The organism is Fischerella sp. JS2 (genome assembly GCF_032393985.1).
GTDB lineage: Bacteria > Cyanobacteriota > Cyanobacteriia > Cyanobacteriales > Nostocaceae > Fischerella.
This window is the reverse complement of sequence record NZ_CP135918.1, coordinates 1,328,021-1,354,522: the sequence shown is the minus strand read 5'-3', so window position 1 is coordinate 1,354,522 and position 26,502 is coordinate 1,328,021. Positions and strand designations below refer to the sequence as shown.

Annotated in this window: 13 protein-coding genes and 1 pseudogene; 8 read left to right on the top strand and 6 right to left on the bottom strand. The window is 42.7% G+C overall.

The annotated features are described in order from the left end of the window. The first annotated feature begins 657 nt into the window (after nucleotides 1-657). The 8 genes and pseudogenes from RS893_RS05625 to RS893_RS05585 all read left to right on the top strand — a co-directional run bounded on the left by RS893_RS05625 (nucleotide 658) and on the right by RS893_RS05585 (nucleotide 21,231). The gene (locus RS893_RS05625; protein WP_315790259.1) at nucleotides 658-6,918 is read left to right on the top strand and encodes a polyketide synthase; all 6,261 of its coding nucleotides are present in this window, start codon (nucleotides 658-660) and stop codon (nucleotides 6,916-6,918) included. After that, nucleotides 6,918-9,368: an SDR family NAD(P)-dependent oxidoreductase gene (locus RS893_RS05620; RefSeq protein WP_315790258.1), complete on the top strand. Its 2,451-nt coding sequence runs from the start codon at nucleotides 6,918-6,920 to the stop codon at nucleotides 9,366-9,368. The genes RS893_RS05625 and RS893_RS05620 overlap by 1 nt, the downstream gene beginning before the upstream one ends. Beyond that, nucleotides 9,365-14,415: pseudogene (locus tag RS893_RS05615) on the top strand (beta-ketoacyl synthase N-terminal-like domain-containing protein). Before RS893_RS05620 ends, RS893_RS05615 begins: the two are co-directional and overlap by 4 nt. A 97-nt stretch (nucleotides 14,416-14,512) precedes the next feature. Continuing rightward, nucleotides 14,513-14,800, top strand: a complete 288-nt coding sequence (locus tag RS893_RS05605) for an acyl carrier protein (protein WP_315790255.1) — start codon at nucleotides 14,513-14,515, stop codon at nucleotides 14,798-14,800. Beyond that, nucleotides 14,800-16,398, top strand: coding sequence for an alkaline phosphatase family protein (locus RS893_RS05600; protein WP_315790254.1), 1,599 nt, complete (start codon nucleotides 14,800-14,802; stop codon nucleotides 16,396-16,398). The genes RS893_RS05605 and RS893_RS05600 overlap by 1 nt, the downstream gene beginning before the upstream one ends. Nucleotides 16,399-16,629: 231 nt before the next feature. Beyond that, nucleotides 16,630-19,275 carry an HlyD family secretion protein gene (locus RS893_RS05595; protein WP_315790253.1) on the top strand — a complete coding sequence of 882 codons (2,646 nt, stop codon included), beginning with the start codon at nucleotides 16,630-16,632 and terminating at the stop codon, nucleotides 19,273-19,275. 59 nt (nucleotides 19,276-19,334) lie between these two features. Beyond that, nucleotides 19,335-19,865, top strand: coding sequence for a hypothetical protein (locus RS893_RS05590; protein WP_315790252.1), 531 nt, complete (start codon nucleotides 19,335-19,337; stop codon nucleotides 19,863-19,865). A gap of 211 nt (nucleotides 19,866-20,076) precedes the next feature. Further along, nucleotides 20,077-21,231, top strand: coding sequence for a hypothetical protein (locus RS893_RS05585; RefSeq protein WP_315790251.1), 1,155 nt, complete (start codon nucleotides 20,077-20,079; stop codon nucleotides 21,229-21,231). A gap of 155 nt (nucleotides 21,232-21,386) precedes the next feature. On the opposite strand, the gene RS893_RS05580 is transcribed toward RS893_RS05585, so the two are convergent. The 6 genes from RS893_RS05580 to RS893_RS05555 all read right to left on the bottom strand — a co-directional run bounded on the left by RS893_RS05580 (nucleotide 21,387) and on the right by RS893_RS05555 (nucleotide 25,879). Then, complete coding sequence (locus RS893_RS05580) at nucleotides 21,387-21,962, bottom strand: IS630 family transposase (protein WP_315785248.1); 576 nt, start codon at nucleotides 21,960-21,962, stop codon at nucleotides 21,387-21,389. Between the two features lie 4 nt (nucleotides 21,963-21,966). After that, complete coding sequence (locus RS893_RS05575; RefSeq protein ID WP_315790250.1) at nucleotides 21,967-22,458, bottom strand: helix-turn-helix domain-containing protein; 492 nt, start codon at nucleotides 22,456-22,458, stop codon at nucleotides 21,967-21,969. A 118-nt stretch (nucleotides 22,459-22,576) separates the two neighbouring features. After that, nucleotides 22,577-23,482: a sulfotransferase gene (locus RS893_RS05570; RefSeq protein WP_315790249.1), complete on the bottom strand. Its 906-nt coding sequence runs from the start codon at nucleotides 23,480-23,482 to the stop codon at nucleotides 22,577-22,579. Between the two features lie 199 nt (nucleotides 23,483-23,681). Then, nucleotides 23,682-24,372, bottom strand: a protein-coding gene (locus RS893_RS05565) for an IS1 family transposase (RefSeq protein ID WP_315790248.1) whose coding sequence is annotated in 2 segments (ribosomal slippage) — nucleotides 23,682-24,042 and nucleotides 24,041-24,372 — 693 coding nt in all. Because the reading frame shifts where the segments join, the coding sequence is not laid out codon by codon here. A gap of 12 nt (nucleotides 24,373-24,384) precedes the next feature. After that, a complete protein-coding gene (locus RS893_RS05560; protein ID WP_315790247.1) occupies nucleotides 24,385-25,473 on the bottom strand; it encodes a hypothetical protein in 1,089 nt (362 codons plus the stop codon). Continuing rightward, nucleotides 25,430-25,879 (bottom strand): hypothetical protein, encoded by a 450-nt coding sequence (locus RS893_RS05555; protein WP_315790246.1) that lies wholly within the window; start codon nucleotides 25,877-25,879, stop codon nucleotides 25,430-25,432. Before RS893_RS05555 ends, RS893_RS05560 begins: the two co-directional genes overlap by 44 nt. Nucleotides 25,880-26,502: the final 623 nt, after the last annotated feature.

The window sequence follows — 26,502 nt, the reverse complement described above, 5'->3', positions numbered from 1 at the left end:
AATAGCATATACTATACCCTTAAACCGTTGTTTAATTTTTTTAGTTTTAGTAAAGTTTTCTTTAAGTATTTACACGAAATAAAAAAATTACTTTTAAAAGGAGAGTTTTTTATATATAAAAGTATTTATACGGTATTATTTACCTAAATTCTTAAATTAGTGTGATTTTACTTCCTAAAAAACAGTAATTACTTGGTATGTATTTTTACAAATATTTATAATTAAATATTTGAGTTAAAGTAAAAATTTATATAGACTAATTTTGTATAAAGCTTTTATAAAATTTATTGACAATGTAATAAAAAAATCCTATAAATTAGACTATTGCCGAAGTAATAAAAAAGACTTAATTTATGTATTTTTAAGTAAAAACCGTATTTATTTTAATATTTTGATATACAGGATAAGTGCTTCTGCCTCAGTCTGTTGTATGTATTCAAGATCATGCTTTAGTAGCATTAATCAGGTTGCAACCAAAAATTTTAGGCTGAAATAGCTACTTCACTTTGAATTAAGACACATGGTTGAGTAACTGTTGATAGTAATGCTACGAAATTCACATTTTACTCAACGGTGTAAGTATGTAATACCTATGAAGCAACTTATCTATATTCCCTGTAATTTCTACCGGTACTTGCTCATCCTGAAATATATATTATGAGTCAATTTATCTGTTTCTCTGTAAGTCCTATTAACCTTGCTCATCCTGGTATAGCTGTTGCTACTACCCGTGCAGGTGGTATTGGTATTCTAGATAGAGAATTTTGTCATGACCTAAGACAAGCAAATCAAAATTTAGACCAATTATTGGCTCTAATTAATCCTAGTCAACCTGTAGGACTACGTTTATCATCTGCTCAGGTTGCTTCTAGTCATGGACTCTTGAAACGTTTGAGTAATCAACCTCATTGGTTAATCCTGTGTGGGTGGAATCCTAAGACGCTAGTAGAGGTTTTAGCATCACTGCCAATGGGGCGATCGCGTAAACTCCTACTAGAAATTACAGAGGTTGAACAAGCTCAAACTCTAAATACTCAACTAGAGAATCTCAATATTGATGGCTTAATTGCTCGTGGAAATGAAAGCGGAGGTTGGGTAGGCGAAGACTCCGCTTTTATTTTATTGCAGAAACTCTTGAGCGTTCAGTCACGTCCAGTCTATGTCCAAGGTGGAATTGGAATTCACACAGCAGCAGCCTGTCGTGCAGCCGGAGCAGCTGGTGTCGTATTGGATGACCAATTATGGCTAATGCCAGAATCACCCCTGCCACAGGAATGGCAGCGCCATCTCAGCAACCTCAACGGTCAAGAAGCAATGGTACTGGGCGAAAGGCTGAATGCTGGTTGTCGTGTCCTGTCCCGTCCAGGATTTCAAGTAATTACTAACTTGCAACAACTTGCCGACCAAATAGAAGTTGAAAACAACGGTTCAGCAGATAGTGTTCAAAAATGGCAACAACAAGCACAACCATTCATAGGTTGGGGTGAACCAGGAAAACTAGCTTGGCCAATGGGGCAAGCTGTAGGATTAGCAGCAACATTTCGCGATCACTACCCCACAATTGGCAAACTGATTCAAGCATTACTCAAACAAAGTCAAGAACAACTCAAAATAGCTCAACAACTACGTCCTTTAGATGCCAATGCACCTTTAGCAGCTTCCCACGGCACTCAATATCCGATTGTGCAAGGGCCAATGACACGGGTGAGCGATACCGCAGAGTTTGCTAATGCAGTTTCCCAAGCCGGAGGACTGCCATTGTTAGCTTTAGCATTAATGCGCGGTTCGCAAGTACGCAGCTTACTGCAAAAAACCCAACAACTATTGGGCAATCGAGCTTGGGGTATCGGGATGCTGGGTTTTGTGTCTCATGCGTTGCGTGAAGAACAAATCCAAGCCGTGAAAGAATTCAAACCTGCCTTTGCCTTAATTGCAGGTGGACGTCCCGATCAAGCAGCCCATTTTGAAGCCGAAGGAATTGCTACATACATCCATGTTCCAGCCCCACGCCTACTAAAAATGTTTCTGGAACAAGGGGCAAGACGGTTTGTATTTGAAGGTCGCGAGTGTGGTGGTCATGTTGGCCCCTTGAGTAGTTTTGTTCTCTGGGAAAGCATGATCGCCACCTTATTAGCAGATGTGCCAGCAGGTAAAGAATCTGATATACATGTGCTATTTGCTGGCGGTATTCACGATGCCCGTTCCGCAGCAATGATCGCTGCAATGGCTGCACCTCTTGTCGAGCGAGGCATGCGGATAGGTGTCCTCATGGGTACAGCATATTTATTTACCCAAGAAGCTGTTGCCTGTGGTGCGATCGTCCAGAAATTTCAAGAACAAGCCCTAGCATGTAGCCGCACCATTAACTTAGAAACCGGACCGGGACATGCTAGTCGTTGCGTTGTCACTCCCTTTGCCCAAGAATTCTACGCTACACGACGACAAATGATGGCAGCAGGCAGTCCTCCTGAGGAAATCAAAGACACCTTAGAGGATTTAACTTTAGGACGCTTACGCATCGCTTCCAAAGGATTGCAACGTACACCAGATGGTCAGGTGCAAACAGTAGATGAAGCACAACAACTGACTGATGGCATGTACATGATCGGGCAAGTCGCCACTCTCCGCGATCAAGTTTGTACTGTACGAGAATTACACCAAAATGTATCGGAAAATGGTACTAAGCTGTTAATATCTGCGTTCATTGAACAAGATAGAGAACAAGAAGTCACAACTCGTCCCTCAGATATCGCCATTATTGGTATAGGAACATTATTACCTCAAGCTCAGTATCCTGAAACCTTCTGGAACAACATTCTCCGCAAAGTCGATGCGATTACAGAGATTCCTGCTCAGCGTTGGGATTGGCGGCTCTACTACGATCCTGATCGTAACGCCAGAGATAAAGTTTATTCTAAGTGGGGTGGATTCTTAGAAGATGTACCCTTTGACCCACTGCGTTTTGGTATTCCACCCAAATCATTAAAATCCATTGAACCAGTGCAGCTGCTGGCATTAGAGACAGTGCGACGAGCCTTAGAAGATGCTGGCTATGAGTCTGGTAACTTTGATCGCGAGCATACCTCCGTAATTTTCGGGGCAGGTGGCGGCATTGCAGATTTAGGTCAGCAATATGCTACCCGTTGTGAAATTCCCCGGATGGTTGGTAAAACTGCACCAGAAGTTTGGGAGCGTTTACCAGAATGGACAGAAGAATCATTCCCTGGTTTGTTGTTGAATGTGATTGCAGGTCGAGTCGCCAATCGTTTTGACTTCGGTGGTCACAACTTCACAGTCGATGCTGCCTGTGCTTCTTCTTTAGCAGCATTGGATTTAGCAGTTAAAGAACTCGAAAGTGGACGTAGTAATGTGGCGATCGCTGGTGGAGTTGACACCGTTCAAAGTCCCTTTGCCTATTTCTGCTTTAGTAAAACTCAAGCTCTTTCACCACGCGGTAGATCGCGCACCTTCGACAAAACAGCAGATGGCATTGCTATTAGTGAAGGTATTGCCGTCGTTGTACTCAAACGCCTAGCTGATGCCGAACGAGATGGCGATCGCATTTACGGAGTCATCAAAGCCGTCGCCAGTTCCAGTGATGGTAAAGCTTTGGGGATGACAGCTCCCTTACCTGCTGGGCAAATGCGGGCTTTGAGACGTGCCTACAATAAAGCTGGCTTTTCACCCAATACCTTGGGACTATACGAGGCTCACGGTACAGGTACACCAGCCGGTGATAAAGCAGAGTTAGAAACTGTAATTAGTGTCCTGAAAGAATATCAAGCTAATCCCAAATCCTGTGCAATCGGCTCGGTAAAAACTTCCATCGGTCACACCAAGAGTACGGCGGGAATTGCTGGTGTCATTAAAGCCGTCTTGGCACTGCATCACAAAGTCAAACCCCCCCACATGAATGTTGATACACCCCTCGACCCCATCATAGAAGGTGAAAGCCCGGTGTATTTACCTAAAGAAGCCCAACCCTGGTTAACCCATCCCGATTATCCTCGTCGTGCTGGTGTAAGTGCCTTTGGTTTTGGTGGCACAAATTTCCACGCTGTTCTAGAAGAATATCGAGGTAACTGGCAAGCTGTCGCCCCAGGTGCTGATGCTTGGCCCTACGAGTTATTTGTATTCCGTGCTGAAAACCGTGCGGCTTTAGCTCAAGAAGCCAAATCATTGCTGACAGCCCTAAGTAACGATGCAGAGCCACGTTTGCAGGATATTGCCCACAGTTTTGCTCAACGCGCCCAAGCACGTCAGCATCAGAGTGCTTGTTTGGCGATTGTGGCTGAGAGTTTGTCACAGTTACGAGCAGATCTGGAAATTGCGATCGCCCACCTAGAGAATTGTCGGTCCCAAACCTTACCACCTCATATCCAGTTTGGTATGGCAGATCCTCAAGCCAATCAACAGGTCGCCTTTTTGTTTCCAGGACAAGGGTCGCAATATTCTGGTATGGCTCGGGAAACAGGGCTATATTTTAACGAAATACGTGGGACTTTCGAGTTTGTAGATCGTCAGTTACGCCAGTGTTTTCCCAAGTTGCTTAGCCAATATGTCTATCCACCCAGTTCTTACAACGAAGACGAAGAGAAGCAAAACTACAAACAGCTGATGGATACCCGGATTGCCCAGCCAGCAATTGGGGCAGTGGAAACAGGTTTGATAGATTTGGCAGCCAGGCTAGAATTGAAGCCCGTCATGGTTGGTGGACACAGCTTTGGCGAGTACACAGCCCTGCACGCTGCGGGAGTTTTATCCAGAGAAGACTTTTTTAACTTGGCTGCAACTAGAGGACGGGTGATGGCAGAAGCCTGTGCGACTTCCGTAGGAGCCATGGCCGCAGTCCAGACTAGCCGCGAAGATTTGCTCTTACGCCTCCAGAATTTTGAGGGAGTAGTGATTGCTAACCAAAATGCTCCCCGTCAATCGGTGATTTCTGGAGATAAGCAGGTTGTGCAACAGGTGGTAGATAGTTTAAACGCTGCTGGAATTACAGCCCGGATGTTGCCAGTTTCTGGTGCTTTTCACTCCGCTTTGGTAGCATCCGCTCAGGCCGCTCTCGCAGCGCCAATTTCCACCGTCACCATGCATTCTCCCCGCATCCCTGTTTATGCTAACTCCACAGCTCGCCCCTACGGCTCGAATATTAATGACATCCGTAGCCAGTTATCCAAGCAATTACTCAACCCAGTAGAGTTTTTGGGGCAAATTAATGCGATGTATGCCGATGGAGCGCGGATTTTCGTAGAACTCGGACCAAAGCATGTCCTAACTAATCTGGTTGGTCAAATCCTCGCCCAAAAAGAACACACTGCTGTGTCTTTAGATGGGCAAGGTGGGGGATTGCGTGGTTTATTGATGGCTTTGGGTACATTGTTCGTTCGTGGTGTCCACATCAAGTTAACAGCATTATTTGATGGTCGTGATGTACAAAACCTCAACCTATCTAAATTGGTCGAGTTAACACGTAAACCTGCTTTACCTCCAACAGCTTGGTTAATTAACGGCGGTAGTGCCAGACCACAAAACCAACGAGTTGGTCACACAGGTAAACTACCACCCTTAAATCAAGAAACTGCTGCTGCGATCGCACCATTACCGGAATTAAGCCCCAGGCTTAAGCCCCAGACAACCCCAACCCAGTCAGCACCTGTACAAGAACAATCAATACCAAAACCAGCTGTCCCTAAACCAGTCAGCACAGCACAAAAACCACAGCCTAACACTCACCTTGGATCAAAAAAGTCAGAAATCCTCATGAATCAACCAGCTATACCATCCACCCCAGCTAATGGCAAGAGCTTAAATGGCAATTCCTCGCCTTTGCCTGCACCTGCGAACCCACCTCAGCAAACAATAGGAGCAGGTATCTTACAAGCCTATCAGGCCTACCAAGAGACTATGCGTAAATTCTTAGCAGTCCAAGAACAGGTGATGAGCCAATTACTAGCTACACCATTAACAAACGTATCTGTACCTACACCTACGCCTGCTACTACTCCCTTACCGTCCCATAGACAACCAGAAAATCATTTGCCAGCTGCTCCACAACCTGTCACTGATCAACCACAAAATCATCTGCCAGTTCCTCTGCAACCTGTCACTGTTCAGCCAAAAAACGGTTCTGCACCAACCTTAACACCCAACAATAAACAAGAGCAGCTACCAGTTGCACCCCAGCCTATAATTCCTCAACCAGTGTCAGCGCCACCTGTACAGGAGATAGTAGTTAAACAAGTACCAGCACCCCCAGCTACTGCTCTGTCCTTACCAGATCGTGGCAGTTTAACTCAGACTTTATTAGGACTGGTGAGTGAACGTACGGGTTATCCAGCAGATATGTTGGGACTTGACCAAGATATGGAAGCAGAACTAGGTATTGATTCAATTAAGCGAGTCGAAATTTTGGGCGCACTTAACCAAGCTTTACCAGCCAGCTTTGCAGATAGTGTGCGTCAGCAAATGGAGCAGTTGACCAGGGTCAAATCTCTCAACGGCATTGTAGATAAAATCTTAGAAAATCTCCAACCTACGGCTGCGACAACGGTTAATACTGTCACAACTGCAAATCTCTCGGCTGCATCTGTCGGTGAATCGCTCAATCAAACCGAACTCACTCAAACTCTGTTGCAACTAGTGAGCGATCGCACTGGTTATCCTACAGATATGTTGGGATTAGACCAAGATTTAGAAGCAGAACTGGGTATTGATTCAATTAAGCGAGTCGAAATCTTGGGCGCGCTGCAAAAAAGTTTGCCTCAGTCCCTAGCAACTAGTGTACAGGCACGCATGGAAAGTTTGACCCGTGTGAAAACTCTCAATAGTATTGTTGAGCAAGTTCTGGCAATCTCAGCACAGGAGAATGGCCTGGGAAAGTCTCCAGCCCAGTTGCAAGTATCCCACGCTACGTAATGCAAGCACAGCTAGAAGCTTTGCCGCCACAGCAGCTTGCTTCGCTGACAGGCTTTTTCTTGATTACAGAAGATGGGCTATCCGTAGCCTCCCATGTTGCCGCCGCATTGCAACAAAAAGGAGCTACTACGGCTATTATCAACACCTCTACCTTAGCTGAACCAGAAAAACTAGAACAGGCGATCGCACTGGTTAGGCAACTTCACGGTTCTGTCACCGGAATTGTACATCTAGCTCCCCTCGCTGCCATTGATCTACCGGAAACACTGTCTGGATGGCGGCAAATCACCCAGATTCACTCCAAGAGTCTATTTCAATTACTGCACCTGTGTGCTGCTGATTTGCAACAAGCAGGGCAAAAACAAATGGGTTGCGTAGTAGCGGCCTCTTTACTAGGGGGATATTTCGGTCGCCAAGGTCAAGGTAGTTCTGGTTTACCTAGTGGCGGTAGTAACACTGGTTTCCTCAAAACCTTGGTAACAGAGTGGGCTGGAGTTCGAGCCAAAGCTATTGATTTTGACAACAGCTTATCCCCTGTTAGCATTGCTGAATATATTGTTAATGAGTTACTAAGTAGTGGTCGTTTGGAAGTTGGCTATCCCCAGGGTCAACGGACGATTTTCCAAACCGTTACAGCTACTTTGGCGAGGGAAAATCAACCTGCACAATTAACACCAATTAGTGATTGGGTAGTATTAGTTACAGGTGGTGCTAGGGGAATTACTGCTGAGATTGCTAATGATTTGGCACAATCCGGGTTAAAGCTGGTGATCACAGGACGAGCCGCAGAACCAGCAGCAGAAACAGCTGATACAGCTGGTATTGAAGATATTGCCTTACTGCGACGAGTCTTACTGCAAAGAGCCCAGACACAAAGCTTGACCCCAACCCCAATGCAGATAGAGCGACAACTGCAAGACTTGTTACGCGATCGCGCCATTGCTAAAAATCTCCAGCAATTTCGCCAAGCTGGCGCTCAGGTAGAGTATCTAGCAGTGGATGTGAGAAATGCTGAAGAGTTTGGTTCTGCGATTAACAGTATATATACTCGTTACGGTCGCTTAGATGCGGTTATTCATGGTGCTGGTATCATCGAAGACAAGCTCATTGCTGACAAAAACTTTGCTTCTTTGGAGCGTGTTTTTGACACCAAAGCAGATAGTACCTTTTTGTTGTACCGTTATCTCAGACCAGAATCCCTAAAGTTGCTCGTCTTGTTTAGCTCTGTTGCCGGACGCTATGGCAATCGCGGTCAATCTGATTATGCTGCTGCCAATGAAGTGATGAATCGCTTTGCTTGGCAAATGGATCGCTCTTGGTCAAATACGCGGGTCGTAGCCATCAACTGGGGCCCTTGGGATACCACTGGTATGGCTTCAGAAGAAGTCAAACGTCAATTCCGACAACGTGGTATAATCCCTATCCCATTATCAGCAGGTCGTCAGTTCTTTATTGACGAATTGCATTACGGACGCAAGGGTGAAACTGAAGTAGTTGCCGGAGAAGGCCCCTGGGAAGCCTACGAAGCTAATTTACAGGTGTCGCCTGAAAATCCCATATCAGTTAATCGCAAATCTCCGTACCTTTTATTACCCACACCCCCGCAACTGCAACCCAACGGCACTGTTACCCTAGAACACACCTTTTCTCTGTCCACTGATCCTTATCTAGAAGATCATCGCTTAGATGGTAAACCTGTTCTCCCTGCTGCTGGTGCTCTAGAGTGGTTTGGTGAATTTGTCCAGTCAGCTTGGCCAGAATGGCAAGTCACAGAAGTTTGCCAACTCAGAGTTTTACGAGGTTTAGTACTAGACACAGATGCTGGTAAAAAAGTTTTATTTAAGGCTCGTGCTTCTAGCCATGCTGACTCTGAATCCTTACAGGTAGCAGCAGAAATAGTTGACCCAGAGCGAAATATCCCCTTTTATCGAGCTTCTGTGATTCTTTGTCCCCAATGGTCAGAACTACCAACAAGCGAAATTTTACCATTATCTTCCGGAGAGAGGCTAGAACCTACTGTAGCTTATGATACGTATCTCTTTCATGGTCAACGTTTCCAGTTAATTACAGCCATTGAGCGATTAAATGATGCGGGTATTGATGCCCAAGTCATGCCTAGCCGACCTACGGCGTGGTTGAATACTCAACCAATAGCTAATTGGTTATTTGACCCCGGCTTGATTGATGTGGCTCCTCAGTTAGCGATCATCTGGGCGCGAGTACAACGAGGAACTACAGCTTTACCCGCGCGATTTGGCAGTGTCAAACGTTATGGGCAATCAATGCCTCATGGACAGTTGCGAATTGCCTTCCGAGTCAATCGCTTTGATGACCACAGCCTAAATTACGATGCTGTTTTTATTGATGAAAACGGCTATGTACGCTTCCATCTCAAGGACATTGAGAGTACTTGCAACACTGCTCTAAATCGTTTAGCCAGCCACCTATGATTGTGCCAAATTCATCTCACGACATTGCCATTGTTGGTATGTCTGCCTTATTTCCTGGAGCTAAGGATCTGCGTACATACTGGCAAAACATTTTAAATCAGGTTAATGCTGTTGGGGATGCACCCGAGAAATGGGCAAAGCCTTATTTTGACCCCGATTCCACAGCAAATGACCGCATCTACACTCGTAAAGGTGGTTTTTTAGGAGACTTGGCGGAATTTAATCCCCTGGAATTTGGGATCATGCCCAGTTCAGTGGATGGTGGTGAACCAGATCACTTTCTTGCTCTCAAACTTTCCTGGGAAGCGCTGCAAGATGCCGGCTACATTGATCGCCCCTTCAACCGAGAAAAAACAGGTATTATTCTCGGTCGTGGTACTTACATCAACCGGGGCTATAACACACTGTTGCAACATGGTCAAATTGTAGATCAGACCTTGGATTTGCTGAGGCAATTGCATCCAGACCTAGATGAAAACACCTTAAATGAAATTCGCAAACAGCTAAAAGCGAGCTTGCCACCTTTTACAGCTGAGATGGCGCCAGGACTAGTGCCAAATGTGATTACAGGCCGCATTGCTAATCGCCTCAACTTGATGGGGCCTAATTACATTATTGATGCAGCTTGCGCTTCTTCCTTAATTGCTGTGGAACTGGCGATGAAAGAGCTATTAAGCGATCGCTGCGACATGGTTTTAGCGGGAGGTGTTCATGCTTCTACCCCACCGCAAATTAACATGATTTTTTGTCAGTTGGGTGCTTTGTCTCGCAGCGAGATTAAACCTTTTGACAGCAAAGCTAGTGGTACTCTACTAGGGGAAGGTTTGGGAATTTTAGTTTTGAAACGGTTACGCGACGCCGAAAAAGATGGCGATCGCATCTATGCTGTTCTCAAAGGTGTTGGTAGTTCCAGTGATGGCAAGGCTTTGGGACTTTTAGCACCACGTCTGGAAGGGGAAGTGCTGGCACTACAACGTGCCTACCAAGACAGTAGTATTGATCCTACGACTGTCGGCATGATTGAAGCGCATGGTACAGGCATCGCCTTGGGAGATCAAACAGAGGTACGCTCTTTAACCCAAATTTTTGGTCAGCGTCAGGAGCAATTACCCAAGTGTGCTTTGGGTTCTGTGAAATCAATGATTGGTCACTGTATTCCCGCAGCCGGCGCAGCAGGAATTATCAAAACAGCACTGGCACTTTACCACAAAATCTTGCCACCAACGCTGTGCGATGAGGTGAATCCTGGGCTAGAAATCGAAAAGACTCCCTTTTATATCAATACACAGGCACGACCCTGGATTCATGGCGATCGCTCTATACCAAGACGCGCAGGTGTCAACTCTTTTGGCTTTGGTGGTATTAATGCCCATGCTGTCTTAGAAGAGTACCCAACCCAACCTGTACAATCAACTAAGTTACTACACCAGCAATGGCCTACAGAACTGCTGTTGTTCTCAGGTGATAGTCGTTCAGTGCTGCTTGAGCGCATTCAGCAAGTCCAACAAGTACTGCAAAATAATCCCCAAGTAACTCTCGCTGAAATTGCCTACACCTTATCAACTCACCCCCTCGGTTCTCATCGTCTGGCTGTAGTCGCTAAGGATATCTCAGAATTACAGAAAAAACTCAGCCAAGCAGTTGAAAAATTACAAAATTCTCCCAGAAGCCGATTACAAACTCGTAACGGCATTTATTACGCAGAAGTTGATGCTAATGACAATCCTGGCAAGACAGCCTTTATATTTCCTGGTGAAGGGTCGCAATATCCCCAAATGTTGGCTGATCTGTGCCTTTATTTCCCGCAAGTACGCGAGTGGTTTGACTTTTTAGACGCTACTTTTAGTGAGAGACGGGCTTATTTACCCAGCCAACTGATTTTTCCGCCACTGACCAGCTTAACGGAAACAGAACGTCAAAATACCCAGCAGCGACTATTTGATATGGATGTCGCTTCCGAAACTGTGTTTACTGCCAGCATGGCATTATACGAATTGCTGTGTAACTTAGGCGTTAACTGCGATGTCATGGTGGGACACAGTACAGGCGAGAATGCAGCACTGATTGCTTCTGGCACTGTCCGTTTATCTAATCGGATAGAATTGATGTCCAAAATGCGCCTCCTCAATCAGATTTACCTAGATTTAGAGGTGGCAAACAACATTCCTAAGGGCGCATTGTTAACTGTTGGGGCGATCGCACCTGAGATTTTGCAACAAGTCTTGACTGAGTTTGATGGACGCTTACATGTGGCAATGGATAATTGTCCAAATCAAGTGGTTCTGTTTGGCAGTGTTAATGACATCGATGTAGCCACCAGTAAGTTGCAAGCAGTAGGTGGGATCTGTACCCGTCTACCTTTTGATCGTGCTTATCACACATCTTTGTTTGCACCCGTCGGGACTGCTTTCCTGGCATTCTACAACGATTTGGATGTAGGTTCGGGTCACACACCTCTTTACAGCTGTGCGACTGCGGCACCATTTCCCCAGGAACCACAAGCGATTCGGGCGTTAGCAGCACAACAATGGTCTAGTCGAGTGCGCTTCCAGGAAACAGTTCAAGAACTGTATGAGAGTGGAGTTAAAAATTTTATTGAGGTCGGGCCTAGTAGTAATCTTACTGCCTTTGTCAGTGATATCCTCCACGGTCGAGAACACCAAGCCATAGCCAGCAACAGCCAACGGCAATCCGGCTTGGAACAGATTCAGCATTTGTTAGCACGGTTGTTTGTCAACGGTAATCGTGTGGATACAACCGCGTTGTACTTGCATCGACAAATTACCCCTGTTAGCCTAGATACCACAACGCAGGTTGGCGAAATTCAAAAGTCCAGCCCTGTGTTAGAACTGACAATGCCAGTTCTGCGTTTGCAACCAGACTTTGTCACCACTGTCCGGGAAAAATTGCAAATAAACAAAGTGGCTGCGATCGCGCCAACGCCACTTAATCCACCTGCAATTGTTCCGTCTGCTACATCTGTAGTTCAACAATCAGAACCAGCAACAAACGACTCATCTAGCACGATTCCAGTTGTGACCACCGTTGTATCAGAAAAGGTGAATGACACAGTTGGGATTACCACTTCTGTGAAACATGGTGTAGTAGAAGACAGTATTTATGCTACTGATGTAGTTACTCTTAGCACATATAAAGTTTTTGCAAATCCAAGAGAAGACCAATTTTATACTGATGAAGAGCAGCGCTTGTCAATTATCTTTGACCACTTTAACTTGATGCAAGAATTTCTTGATAGTCAAGCACGGGTGATGACAGCGCTGCACTCTCACCTGGCTGGTGTAGATAATGGGGTGATTGATCCTGTTGTCAATATGTCTTTAGTACTGCCAGAGGTCAACGACTGGCAACCATCCACCTTTGATGAAACTTTTCCGCTCTTAGGTGAGATTCTGAAACACGATACCCAGCATCTTGACTGCCAACGTCGCTTTGATATGGAGCGAGATATTTTTCTCTACGATCATACTATTGGCGGCCAAGTATCTCAAAGGCATTTAGACTTGTTTCCACTACCTGTAATTCCATTCACTGTTAGCATGGAAACCCTTGCAGAAGCAGCAGTTTACCTGGTGGGTCAAGATAAGGTAGTGGTGGGACTTTATGATCTACGCGGTTATCGTTGGCTGGCTTTAGATCGTGGCGAACTCACTCTCAAGATCAAAGCACGGTTGCAACCCCAACCAGATGCCCAAACTTGGGAAGTAAAGGTACAACTGTTCCAAGTGGGACAAGGCAGCACTATCGATCACTTGGTATTTGAGGGTAATGTACGTCTGGCAAATCAGTTTCCAGCATCGCCTTCACCAATGCTTTTTCACATCGAGACACCTGCACCTTCCCGTTGGTCTGATGCCGATTTGTACCGCACCGGGATGTTCCATGGCCCACGTTTCCAAGGTGTGAAGCACATTCGCCAATGGGGTTTACAGGGAATCGAAGCTGATTTGGAAGCGATCGCTATTGAAGATTTCTTCAGTAATACCCAACAGCCAATTTTTCAAATAGATGCAGGTTTGCTTGATGCTGCTGGACAATTAGTCGGGTACTGGGTTTCGGAACAGTTTGGCACAGATTTTAATGTTTTCCCTTCCAAGTACGGGCATTTCATCAGTACGTATTACCCCTACCGCCCAACAGTGCAGTGTTGTGTCGGGGCTTAATGCGTTTTACTAGTGAGTGGCAAACTGAGGCTAGCTTTGATTTTCTGGATGTCACAGGTCGGGTAATCGCTCGTCTAGAAGGATGGCAAGACCGTTATTTTAGCGTGCCACATAGATATTACCAATGTCGCTTGCATCCCCAAACAGCTTATTTATCAGATGCTTGGCTACAAGCAGAAACTCAAATGGTGGTGCGACGGATTGAACCCTTCCCAGAACATTTTCTAGATGATTCTTGGAGTATTTGGAAACGTGTTCTAGCACATCTCATGCTGAATGAATCAGAACGCCTTTTCTGGTACAATCTACCAGAAAAAGGGACAGAACGTACGGATTGGTTAATTGGTTGCATTGCTGCTAAAGATGCCGTCCGTCAGTGGGCAAAGCAAAACTTTAATTTGGAACTTGCCCCGATTGATATCGAAGTTATTAGCACTATCACAGGTAAGCCTGTTGTCCGTTGTCCAGAGTTGGAGGCGATGGCAGGAGTTTTACCAGAGGTTGCCATCAGTCACAGTCAAGGTTTTGTAGTCGCAGCGATCGCACACTCAGGAAAATCTATCGGTATTGATATTAAGCATTTTGACTCTTTGCGTATTGAAGACTTAATGGCTACTGCCTTCAGTAAATCCGAACTGCAACGACTGCCACAACGACACCAGAGTAGCATCACCGGGCTGTGGTCTGCTAAGGAAGCTGTCGCCCAAGCACTAGGTACAGGACTGCAAGGCAATCCGACGCAGTGGTTAATTACCCACGTTTCCAGTGATGGACAGTGGACCACTGTCAACTACGGTGGTGAATCATTTGTCGTCCAGCTTTGTTACGGCGATCGCGAAGTATTGGCTATCTGTCAGCACACCTAAGTGTGAAGTAATAACAAATGACAAATGACGGTCCCAACTAATTAACTTTATTTTGTGCCAACCTACTTACTCACAAATTTCTTTCACAACAACCTTTATGCAAGCCATAGACTCTCCGATTCAATCAACAATTATTGATATCCTCAAAGACATCATCCAAGACTGGGATTTGGAATCTGATGAGATCAGTCTTGATACCCAGCTAGTAACAGACCTCAGCTTTGCCTCTATCGATATCATCCATTTTGTTGTTGCTATAGAAGACCATTTCAAGCAGAAATTTGGCTTTGCTCGATTGTTAATGCAGGATGGTCGTTACGTTGATGACTTAAGCGTAGGACAGCTAGTGAATTTTGTTTCAAGCCAATTAAACGGAGGGGTGTGATGACAAAAACATTATTTATAGGATTAGATGGTGCGACTTTCACCGTTATCAATGAGATGATCCGTGACCTACCGGATGTAGGTGTGACAATGCCCTTTTTGAAACAGTTTATTGAAAACGGTGCGCGGGCTAAATTGCTTTCTACTCCTAATCCTCTGACTCCTCCAGCTTGGGTTTCTATCATGACTGGTCGAACTCCCGGAAATCACGGTGTCTACGACTTTATTCGTGCTGAAGAAAAAGCAGGGGATGTCTTTTTTACCCTTTACGATGCCAGAGATATTCGTACAGAAACTATTTGGTCGATCGCCAGTCGCCAAAATGCTACAGTTGTAGCTTTAAACTTTCCCTTCACTGCTCCACCCTTACCAATTAATGGAGCTTTAATACCAGGTTTTGTTCCTTGGAAACACTTGCGCCGCAACACAACTCCAGCCAATTTATATGATCGTCTCAAGGAAATTCCAGATTTTGATCCTAAGGAATTAGCTTGGGACTTTGACCGTGAAAAACAAACCTTGGAGGTTATGACCGATGAAGATTTAGAAAACTGGGTTCGCTATCATATCCCTCGCGATGAACAGTGGTTCCGAATTGCCGAGAAACTTCTCAAAGAAGATAACCCCGACTTGATGGCAGTATTATTTGATGGTGTAGACAAACTCCAGCACCAAATCTGGATGTTTCTCGATCCTGCCTTGATACCAGCTAATCCTTCTCCTTGGCAAAAACGGATGCGGGAACTGTGTCTAGAGTATTTCCGCAAGTTAGATACTTATATTCAGCGCCTAGTAGAACTTGCTGGCCCTGAAGCTCAAGTATTTATGGCCTCCGACCACGGCTTCACAGCCACAACAGAAGTGGTTCGCATCAATACCTTTTTGCATGAAAAAGGTTACTTAGTATGGAAAGAAACAGACGGTTCTGAAGCAAGCAATAGACGTGAATCTAGTTGGTTTGCCAATCTAGATTGGGATAAAACTCTAGCTTACTGCCGTACTCCCTCCAGTAACGGCATCACAATCCGTGTAGCCGAAAAACCAGGAGATCCCGGTGTTCAGCCTTCAGAATACGAAGCCTTCCGGGAAAAACTAATTTGTGATTTGGAGAATTTCCGAGATCAGAATACAGGCGAAAGGATTATCCAAGCAATTCATAAACGGGAAGATGTTTATTCTGGAGCTGCTATGCATGAAGCTCCTGACTTAACTTTAGTGCTGCGCGACTATGGTTTTGTCTCGATCAAAAATTACCAACCTGCGGTTGAACCGCGTGAGACACCAGGAGGAACTCATCATCCTGACGGTATTTTCCTAGCAGGAGGATACGGAATAAAATCCAATTATGAAGGGAAGCGCCAAAATGTTGTAGATGTTCCAGCTGCTCTGCTGTATAGTCTTGGTCTACCAGTCCCCGCAGATTTTGAAGGTTATGTACCTGAAGAGTTTTTCACTGAAACCCAATTAGATTTAAAACCAATCAAAATTGGTGCTTCTACTGTTACTGGCGAAGAAGCAAATACAGGAACTGGCGATATTAGTGAGGACGAAAAACAACAAATCATTGCTCAGCTACAAATGCTCGGTTACATGGAGTAAAAAGTATTTTTAAATTAACTTGCTAGGAAATACAACAAATACTCCAATCCTGTTAAAAACTGGGATGAGTAAGAAAAAAAAGAGGAGAGAAATTTATGAGTTTCTCTCCCTTATCTGATCCACAAAAATCTCAAAAGCTAAAAATTTTCTGCTTTTAGTAACATTTTTTCCAGCAAAGTCCCATTATACAAATAAGTAATATTTTGAGCCAAAACTTCCTGTTATTTTCTCATGTATAAACCATTAAAGAACCGTTGGCGTAGAGATTTAGAAATTAAAAGAATTCCACAAGTAGGGAAAAAGCCTGAATGTTACCAAGTTAAAATTCCCAACTCTGAGCAAATATTTGAATTCGGATTGGAAGAATATTTTCTTTGCCAATCGATGAATGGAATAGCTACTCCATCCGTAATCATTGATAAATTTATATCTCGTTTTAATACCCTACTAGCAGAAGAAGATTTCTACCAATTTTCTCGTCAAATTGCAGAGTGTAATCTTCTCGAACCATTTACATCTGAAGCAGATATAGAAAATGCAATACAGGAACCATTATTAGAAATTAAACAAAATGAATATACCAGAATATCTTCTGGTATGAATTTTTCTAAAAAAGAAAAAATTAAATCTCAAGTCTACATATGGTCTGCTGGCAATCCTGGTAAAACATTTGCTGTTATAAAAAATATTTTTGCACCATTTAGTCTGTTATTTCAATTATCAGTTTGGGGATTGATACCTGGTATACCCATAGCTTTTTTAACTTTATTTAATAATCAATTTCTCTTGTGGTCTGATTATACTTCTGGAATTCATTCTTTACCTTATCTACAAATTTATGCATTTAATCTTATTTTTGCATCTCTAACAGCTAAACTAGCTCAGGGTGTAGTGCTTACTTATTATGGTGGCACAGTTACGAAGTTTGGCTTGGTTCTTGCTGCTGGATTTTTACCACGCTTTTATATTGATCGAGAGCCTATGTGGCAGCTTCAGCGTCACAGACAATTATGGACACTAGCAATTCCTGTGATTGTAAGACCAATTTTATTTGTTTTGGGTGTTTTAGTTTGGTACTTACATCGTGAAACAGGAACACAATTGAGCAATTATGCTCTTTTACTAGCTCATGCCAGCTTTATAGATTTTTTACTAGATGCAAGTCCTCTATGGCCTTCTGATGGCTATGTATGGACAACTGCTTATTTTCGTCTACCACCTAATTTGTTTCAACGGTCTTTTTTGGTTTGGGATATGTTACTTAATCGCCGTCCCCTACCAAAATCATTACCTAAAAAACAAAAATTAGGACTGCAACTGTTTTTGCTGGGTGCAGGATTTTTTTCAATATCGATGATTTTGACAATCATTTATTTTGCTGCTGGGGGTTTAGCAGAAAACTTACCCGGAATTTTAGGTAATGGTACTACCTATATATTTTTATTTGCACTGTTAGCACTCGTTTTACGCCAACCAATATCTAGATGGTTGAACTCCCATAAATTTAATAATTTAGTGACAAGAGATATGATTACATCAGCAAAAGAATCAGAATACGCAAATCAGAAAGTTAATAAATCTTGGTTAGGTACATTTTTAAAAGCATGTACAATGCTTGGAGGCTTGGCTCTTTTTTTACCATATCCATACCGTTCTGGTGGTCAAATTAAATTAATAACTTCTAAGCAACAGCAAATACAAGCTGAAGTTGAAGGAAAAATTACACGAGTTTTACTCAAAGGTGGTGATGGTACTTGGGTAAAAGCCGGAACTGTAGTAGCAACTATGGAAGCTCCAGAAATTAGCAACGAATTTTCTAAAACAGAGGAGCAAATAAACAGTAAACAAGCTGATATGAGAAAGCAGGAAGCTGAACTAGCTAAGCTACTAGCTACTCCTAAAAAAGAAGATATAGAAGTTGCTAAACAACAAGTAGGAGTTGCTAGCCAACAAGTAGAAGTTGCTAAGCAAAAAGTAAAAGTCGTACAACAAGAAGTAGAAGTAGCTAAAGGAGCGCTTCAGACTGCTATTAGTAAAGCTGAATTTAGTCTTCGTGAAGCTGAAAGATTTAAGTATTTGTCAGAACAAGGTGCTTATTCTCGCCAACAATATGAAGATGCTGATAAGCGTGCCACAACAGATCGTAACACCGTCGAGGAAATGAAGCAAAATGTTGAAAAAGCTCAACAAAGTCTACAGGAAGCAAAAGGAGATGTCGCAGTTAAATATCAAAAAGTAGAAGAAGCAAAAGCTAATCTCAGTTTAGTAAAGAGTGGACCTTATCCGGAAGAACTAGACGCCGTGCGTCAGGAGATAGCTGCTACTAGAGCAGAAATCCAGCGTCTTCGCCAACAACTGTCATATCTGAATAGTCAGCTTAAACGTACTAAGTTAGTCATGCCATTTGATGGATATATAGTTACTTCTGAATTGCAGCAAAAAGTAGGTAATTATTTAGATAAGGGCGATACCTTTGCTACTGTAGAAAACTCCCGCAATATTTATGGAGAAATTCAAATTCCTGAATATGAAGTAGGTGAAATTATTTCTGGAGGAAAGGCTGAAGTTAAGCTGGCTGCATATCCCAATGATCCTTTGATTGGACATGTAGTTTCAATTGAACCTATTACCAGCACTGATGATTCATCAAGTAAGGTTTCTGTTAATCAAACCTCAGGTACAACGCTAGAATCTACAAATGCAACATCCGGTCGAGTAGTGAAGGTAGTAGTAGAGTTTCCCAGAACTAGCAGAATTTTAAAATCTGGTATGTCTGGTTATGCAAAAATTGAGGGTAAAAGTATGCCTGTAATCATAGCGTTTACCCGTCCTATTGTTCGATTTATTCAAATTGAATTGTGGTCTTGGATTCCTTGAATTTTATTAATTGACAAATTTTTCTAGAAATTACATAGCAAAAAGTTGCAAGACAGATTATGGATATAGAAAGAGTTTATGGATCTAGTAGTATAGAAGAAATTAAACAGCGCCAAGCCCAGATGGAATATCGCCAGCTTTGGTTAAAAGCACTACGTGACGAAAATCAGCTAGAACTTGAGTCGCTTTCCCAAATCAAAGAAGATGTAGTTACAGAAACGAAACAAGTTAATTCTCTGGCTAAGATTATAGGATTTTTCAAGGGGAATAAATCTCAGAATAAACTAGAAGAAAGCTCAGAGGAAAATCACCAAAAGCCTAAGCTTACTCAAGGAAGTATGCTGGAATTTATTGACGATATGTCTCATTTTGCTTTGGAACTGAATCTTAGTTTCACAACACCAGATGAGATTAAACAACGTCAAGAAACACTAAATAACCGTCAAGCTTGGCTACAAAAATTGTTGAAGACAACAGAAAAAGAACTCAATTTAATTACTACAGTAGAGGAACAAAAAGCGAATGAGGATGTCAAAGAAATCAGTGAAACCTCACAAACTGTCTTGAAAATGATGGATTCTAAAACTTGAGTATAAAAAAGAGACTTTCACTATAGACAATTGTGATCTCTGTTCATGTGTATCTAGAATATTGGCAAGCAATTATTTTGTGTAGAGTCAGCAATAGATTCTTTAGACTAATCAACTGACTTTCTAGTAGTTTATCTGTTGTATTGAGGAAGTTGGTGTGAAAAATAAAAATTTTCTAAAGGTACGAATAGCTAGATGTTTTGCCTTACTTATGCCAATAACTTTATTGATATCTCCTACTGTGACGGCTTGTTCTTCTAAGTGGAATGATAATCACGTGTTTGCTCAGTCTTCACCAACCTCAGTAAGCGATCGCTCATCAGTTGCATCTACATACACATCTAATCAACAAGTTTATGATGTTGGGATTGTGGACAACATAATACTCAATGATGCCCAACGCAACCGTCAGATACCAATTAAGGTTTCTTACCCGGAAGGACAACAAGGGTCGTTTCCTGTGATTATCTTTTCTCATGGGGCTGGTGCTTCCAAGGATGATTACGCTCCTCTGACTCGCTTTTGGGCTAGTCAAGGATATATCTGCATCCAGCCTACCCATGCAGATTCAATAGCCTTAAACAGGCAACAAGGTAACTCTGAAAACTTGCGTGAAAGCGTCCGACAAATGCTGGGCGATGCCAAAGGTTGGAAAGACCGTGCAACCGATATATCTTTTATTATTAGTTCTTTGAGTGAACTAGAACGCCAAGCACCACAGTTAAAAGGCAAAATGAATACTCAACGTATTGGTGTTGGCGGTCATTCCTATGGTGCTTATACTGCTCAGTTGGTCGGCGGAGCAACCATTGATATACCAGGAGGAGCTAAAGCACAAAGTTTCGCGGATCGTCGCGTGCGTGCGGTCTTGTTGTTGTCTCCTCAGGGAGCTGGTCAACAGGGACTGACTCGTAACTCTTGGGCAAAAATAAATCTGCCGATGATGACGATGACAGGTTCCAAAGATAGAGGCGCTCAAGGGCAAGGACCAGATTGGAAAGAGGAGCCTTTTAAGTATTCTCCTGCAGGCGAAAAGTATCTTGTTTTTATAGAGGGGGCTTCCCACTTTTCATTCAGTGGTAGATTTGCTGACGGTGGACAAGCTAGGGGTGAAATAGGACGACAACGTGGTTGGAGGTTACGAGAACGCTTTGGTGGTCGCCAAGGTGGTGGTTTTGGGGGTGGCGATCGCAGATTTTTTGGTGGTGGTCAACAGCAAGAAGGAACCATCTTTAGTTATGTAAAAACTGCTAGCCTCTCTTTTTGGGATGCCTATTTGAAACAGGATAGCAAAGCTAAGGAATTCCTCAAGTCTGATGCACTCAATTCTGAAAGCAATGGAGATGTGTCAATTTCTTTCAAATAAAATTATATTCTGGTAATTTGCTTGTAAGAATATTTTTTCACTAAGGACTGTTTAGTCCTTAATTTTTTTATGTATAAAGGAGGGCTGAAGTCCTCGTTAGGAGTAAATTCAGATGAAGAACTACAAATTCAGGAAGACAGCTATCTTATACCAATTCAAAAAATGTTTGCGACAGATAAGGCATTGAGGATGAAGTCATAACCAGTCAAAGAAGCAGCAATTTGAGGAGTGAGGAGAGCTAGGAGTTGAGCAACCTTGGTTTGCAGATGCTCCAGGTGATCAAATAGCTCCCATTTCAAGTCTTGCTTGAGATATTCCCAAACGCGCTCTATGGGATTCAGTTCAGGAGAATGAGCAGGCTGGAACAAAAGAACAATATTCTCTGGAATTTGTAAACGTTTAGCTTTATGAAATAAGCCGTTATCAACTTGGAGAATGTTAAGTGATTTGGGATAACAGGCAGCGAACTCGTTCAAAAATTGTTGGTAGCATTCGGTATCAACATGAGAAAACTGCCAAAATAAACTTTCCCCAGTAAGTGGTTCAACTGCTCCATATAGCCAGAACGCTTTAAATTGCCACTGCCAATCACCAATAGGCTTAACTCCGGGAAGAGTAATTTTACGTCCTTCAATGGTTTTGAGTCCAAATCGACTCTCATCTTGTACAAAATAACGAATATTTTCGTACTGGGGCAAGATAATGGCACTGTATTGAGCAATTAATTGCAAGTCATCACCGAGTTTTTTTAAAAGACTCTAGTTTTTCTTCGTCCTGTTTTCGGTTACGCGGACGTGGGACTTTCAGCTTGGCTTTGAGCCTGTAACGTGCCAGATGATGTACAGTTGCGTACTCAGCTTGCACACCCAAGGTTTTTTCTAACCAATGTTGTATTTGTGTGTACCGTTGAAACCCACCTTCTGGTTGTTCGAGTTGTTTTTTCAAACTCGATACAGCCCAATCTGGTATTGCTCTTTTTCGACCTGAACTCGTTCCAAATTCAACAACCGCCTCAATTCCTCCTTCTCGATAATCTGCCAACCATCGATGTACTGTAGCTCGATGTTTTCCCAAGATTTTAGCAATCTCACTTACACTCATTTCTTGCCCTTTAATCAGATATAGGGCTTGTATACGTTCTTTGCTCCGAGACTGTTTTTGATGTCTGAGCAACTTCTCTAGTTCCTCGACACTATCAACTATCTCGATCTGTGTTACCCCTACCATCACATACCCTGAATGCTACTTCTGTCTATTTTTACCATCTGTCGCATTCTTTTTTCAAATTGGTATTAGTTGGAATTGCGTGCATAGCGATCGCAATTCCATCCTTTCTCATATAGGTTTACTCATACCCAAATTCTCTAGCCATCTTAATCACTTCAGGCATAAAACCTTTGTTGTCTGGACGCCAGGGTAAAGGTCCCTCTAAATGGCTAGGTTTAATGGTTGAGGCGCGATAACCAGGTGACTTGAGAAAATTGGGGTCGTTACCCAATTGAGCGCCATAGGGGCCTAAACAAGCATATGGAGAGTTTTCAGGATGCAACATGATTTCATAGATTGAATCATCCCAAGAAAGATTTAACCAGTTACATATTTTTTCAAAATATAAGCGAGGATTACTTAACATCTCTTCGCCACGTAAGCACATTTGTTGCTCAGGAGGAATAGTACTTAAAAATTCCAATATATTACATTGCATTTTATACCACGAAAGCTGAGGATCAACTGTAGGTGGGTCTGTTGAATAATCAATAGAATTGGCGAGTATAGCCATTAAACCATCAGCAATATTCATGATGGATTTTCCTTGGGTTCTAGGATGGCGAATTAGATGCAGATAATAAGCATTGGGAAAATTTTCATGCATCCGGTTAAGAATTTCGAGTTTGGTAGAGTAGGCAGGACTTTTGTCTACAATGCGTAGTGGTGCTACTTTACGACACAGTTCGACATATACTTCACCATTAGTCTTATTCATCCGGGTTAGAACCCAACGACGTGCCATTTCCACTGATGCAATTGTTTGTTCACCTGCGTAGAGTTGGGCAACTGTACGCAACAAACCATGCATTTGAAACTGACGCATTCCCTTCATGCGTTCTGATAGTTGTTCTAAAGTATCGGTAATAAACAAATTTAGTTCTGGCATCCCGTAAGCTTCAGGATGCTGACCTAGCATGGCGCAAATTAAGGATGTAAAAGAACGCGGAGAACCCAGGATAAATAGAGGTGGAGGAACTGACATATGTGACTGCAAGAAGATATTCAAAAGCCTGTTTTAAAAAGTTTGTAAAAAATTTACTGGATAAAGGGAAAAATACTTACTTTTTCCCTTTATCTTTTCCTTTTTTCCTACAGTCTCTGGTTTTTTCCGGCAAATTTAGCGTGACACAGTACTAGTTGTTTTTAGTAAACCAAAGGGCGTTGCTGAATAAAGGTATGTTTTAGGCAGGTAAGGGAACAGAACGATATTTGAGGTAGTGCAATAACAATCGAACAGAGTATCTCAGCATTTCCTCGGTTTTGGAATAACATAAAGTTTTACGATGAAGACGAGCCAAATAATGTCTAAGCCTTGTGTTTTCATTTTCGACTCGTGTCATGTAGGTCTTACTCACAATTTGGTCACCATCAGGAACAAAACAAGGGTAAACAGGGTATCCATCTGTGACGTAAAAATAACTCTGCCAACACTGGACAATGTTCCATAACTGTTGGAAAGTAGTCGAACTACGATCACCTAAAACCCAAGCAAGAATACCTTGAGTAAAGTGATTTACCGCCGTCCACAACCAGATTTTATTTTTTTGAACCAATAAATGTTTCTAATTCATCTAGTTCTCCCACCTGCGGAATTTCCTTTGAATTTGGTGTATCCGCCAATTGTGTACCCACTCGTTTAACCCAATGAATAATGGTAGTATGATGAACGTTTTTCACCCTTTCAATTCCACGAAATCCCATACCATTGACGTACATTTTTAGGCATTCTTGTTTGATTTCATCCGAGTAGCCCCTGGGTGGTTTATAGACATCAATGAATTGACGACCACAATCACAGCAAATGTGATTCTGTTTACCTCTTTTCTTTCCATTCTTACGGTTATGACAAGATCCACAGCGTGGACATTCCATGATTAATTGACCTCAATTCATACCGCTATTATGCAACGCCAACCAAAGTATACGAGCAGGAATGAGATTAGCAGGATTAGGACCAGTAGCAGTGACTTCATCGAGATAGACACGACCTAACAGGAAAAAGGAATTTTCACCTTCAGGTGAACCTTTGGAGTAGGGAATGACACAGTAGGGGTCATCACCACAGGAGTAGGGACTAATCCGAATAGCGAAGAGATTGGAACCATCACCTGAGGGAAAGAAGCGATTAGCTGAACCTTGAGTGTAAAGTCCGACAAAAGAAAATGATTCTCCTTTGGCTCCTTTGCTCTCATAAGAAAAATAAGTTGCAAGCCCTTTGTTAGGGTCTGCGACAACACTAGAGTGGTCTACCCCAATCAGCATCAAAAAATCTCCTTGTTTTGGAGAGATTGCACAGCCCAAAACTGTAACTTGAGCAAAGTCGCAGACGTAGGAAGTGTAGATTGCATTTGGCGAATCATACGCACAAAAATTATAGTTTGTATTGCAACCAACTGGATCTGAGTGTTTCAATGTCTCAGTGATAGTGTGTTTAAGGGTATAGCCCTGCTGTTGGTAGTAGTTAACTACATTGGCTTGTAATGAATCGAGTTTCTTATCTAGCTGTTGTTGGTACTCTGTGGTGTCAGTTCTCAAATTATCTTCCCAATGCTTTAATTGAGCATCGGTGACATCACCAGTAGTACCAGGAGCTTTCACAAAAACTACTTTTGTATTTGGTGCTGTTTGTTGTGCAAAAGTATCGACTCGTTGTCTTTCCTGTGTTGTTTGAGTCGTCATACGTAACAAAAACGACAACTGTTCAGGGGTGGTACTGGTGGCAGCATTAGCATACTTGGCTGGAAAGATATAGTTATTGATAGCCTTAGCAGGAATCCCAGACTTAATCAAAGCATTTCTGACGACGTTGAGCGTGCTTGTGTTGGATGTGACGATAATTGCGTAATTACTGTTGAATGGTGAGGAATTCGCAGTCTGTAGATTTCTGTTGTTCAGGTCGAGATTGATGCTTGCCATGGTCAGAGCATAATCACCAGCAGATTGGTTGTATGCCAAAGAGTTGTATAGGGTCATGCTGTAGTAGGTAATCTGGTCTGGTGTTTTGCCATAAATCACCAGCATCGTCACCATCGAGTTGAAAACAAGGCCCAATAGTTAGACCTTCTTGCTGTTTTTCGACACATTCTTCACCCTTGATGCCAGTAACATCAGTGTAAGCCCAAGCATAACGAGTATTGGAACTGCCAAAACAAATGTCATCAGTAGTCTCAGGACATGGAGGTGCTTTTGGCGCTCCTGGTAAGCCAAAATCTGCACAGGAGCATGATTGACCAACCACAAGCGCCCCTGAATAAAGTTGATAGCCAGGAGGTAAGTTTTCTTTGAATGTAGAATTAGCGGCAGCTTTACCTGACAAACATCCAACTACAGCCGCAGTCCCTGCTAGCAATGACACTAGCTTGCTTAAATTTATACGCATCTTCTATCTAGTTCCTAAGTTTTACACGAATTCTTGACGATCTAGCCATACCCTACTTATCAGGCTAGATTTAAATTTTGGTAGATAATTTTACTTAGAGGATCTAAGTGTTAAGTTAACAAAAAATTATACAAATTTAGTAAATTTCTGATGAAAAACTGATAAAAATACGTAGCAAATTTAAGTTATAAAGCTGCTAGAAGATATACATGTAATTGAAAGAATAGAGAAGCACAACATTCAGGCAAACTAAAAGCTTGCTCCAAGAACGACCTCTAGGTTAAATAGCGTGAGGAAATTAGGCTAAGTGGACTTTGTTGAACCAACAGAGGGTCTCACGAATTAAATTTGTCCGCTCCGAAGGAGCATCACAGTCGGAATATGAAGTCGTTATCCAGACACGATATTATTTCTTGGAGATAACTTAAATCTTTACCCAAATAGTATTTATTTTTCAGGGTCTGCTCAGCCTATCCTAAAACACACAATATAAATATTAAAAATCTGAGCCAGTCAAATTAGCTCAGATTTTCAACTTCAAGATATACAATCTATATCTTCTTCAACCAACTAAAATTTCTATAGTGTCCTATTGGGCGCTTTTAGTAAACCAAAGTAAACGA

Bases quoted from the DNA above. Each gene is read 5' to 3' on its own strand.
- RS893_RS05625 (WP_315790259.1), top strand. From the start codon at position 658: ATGAGTCAATTTATCTGTTTCTCTGTAAGTCCTATTAACCTTGCTCAT.
- RS893_RS05620 (WP_315790258.1), top strand. From the start codon at position 6,918: ATGCAAGCACAGCTAGAAGCTTTGCCGCCACAGCAGCTTGCTTCGCTG.
- RS893_RS05605 (WP_315790255.1), top strand. From the start codon at position 14,513: ATGCAAGCCATAGACTCTCCGATTCAATCAACAATTATTGATATCCTC.
- RS893_RS05600 (WP_315790254.1), top strand. From the start codon at position 14,800: ATGACAAAAACATTATTTATAGGATTAGATGGTGCGACTTTCACCGTT.
- RS893_RS05595 (WP_315790253.1), top strand. From the start codon at position 16,630: ATGTATAAACCATTAAAGAACCGTTGGCGTAGAGATTTAGAAATTAAA.
- RS893_RS05590 (WP_315790252.1), top strand. From the start codon at position 19,335: ATGGATATAGAAAGAGTTTATGGATCTAGTAGTATAGAAGAAATTAAA.
- RS893_RS05585 (WP_315790251.1), top strand. From the start codon at position 20,077: ATGCCAATAACTTTATTGATATCTCCTACTGTGACGGCTTGTTCTTCT.
- RS893_RS05575 (WP_315790250.1), bottom strand. From the start codon at position 22,458: ATGGTAGGGGTAACACAGATCGAGATAGTTGATAGTGTCGAGGAACTA.
- RS893_RS05570 (WP_315790249.1), bottom strand. From the start codon at position 23,482: ATGTCAGTTCCTCCACCTCTATTTATCCTGGGTTCTCCGCGTTCTTTT.
- RS893_RS05560 (WP_315790247.1), bottom strand. From the start codon at position 25,473: ATGACCCTATACAACTCTTTGGCATACAACCAATCTGCTGGTGATTAT.
- RS893_RS05555 (WP_315790246.1), bottom strand. From the start codon at position 25,879: ATGCGTATAAATTTAAGCAAGCTAGTGTCATTGCTAGCAGGGACTGCG.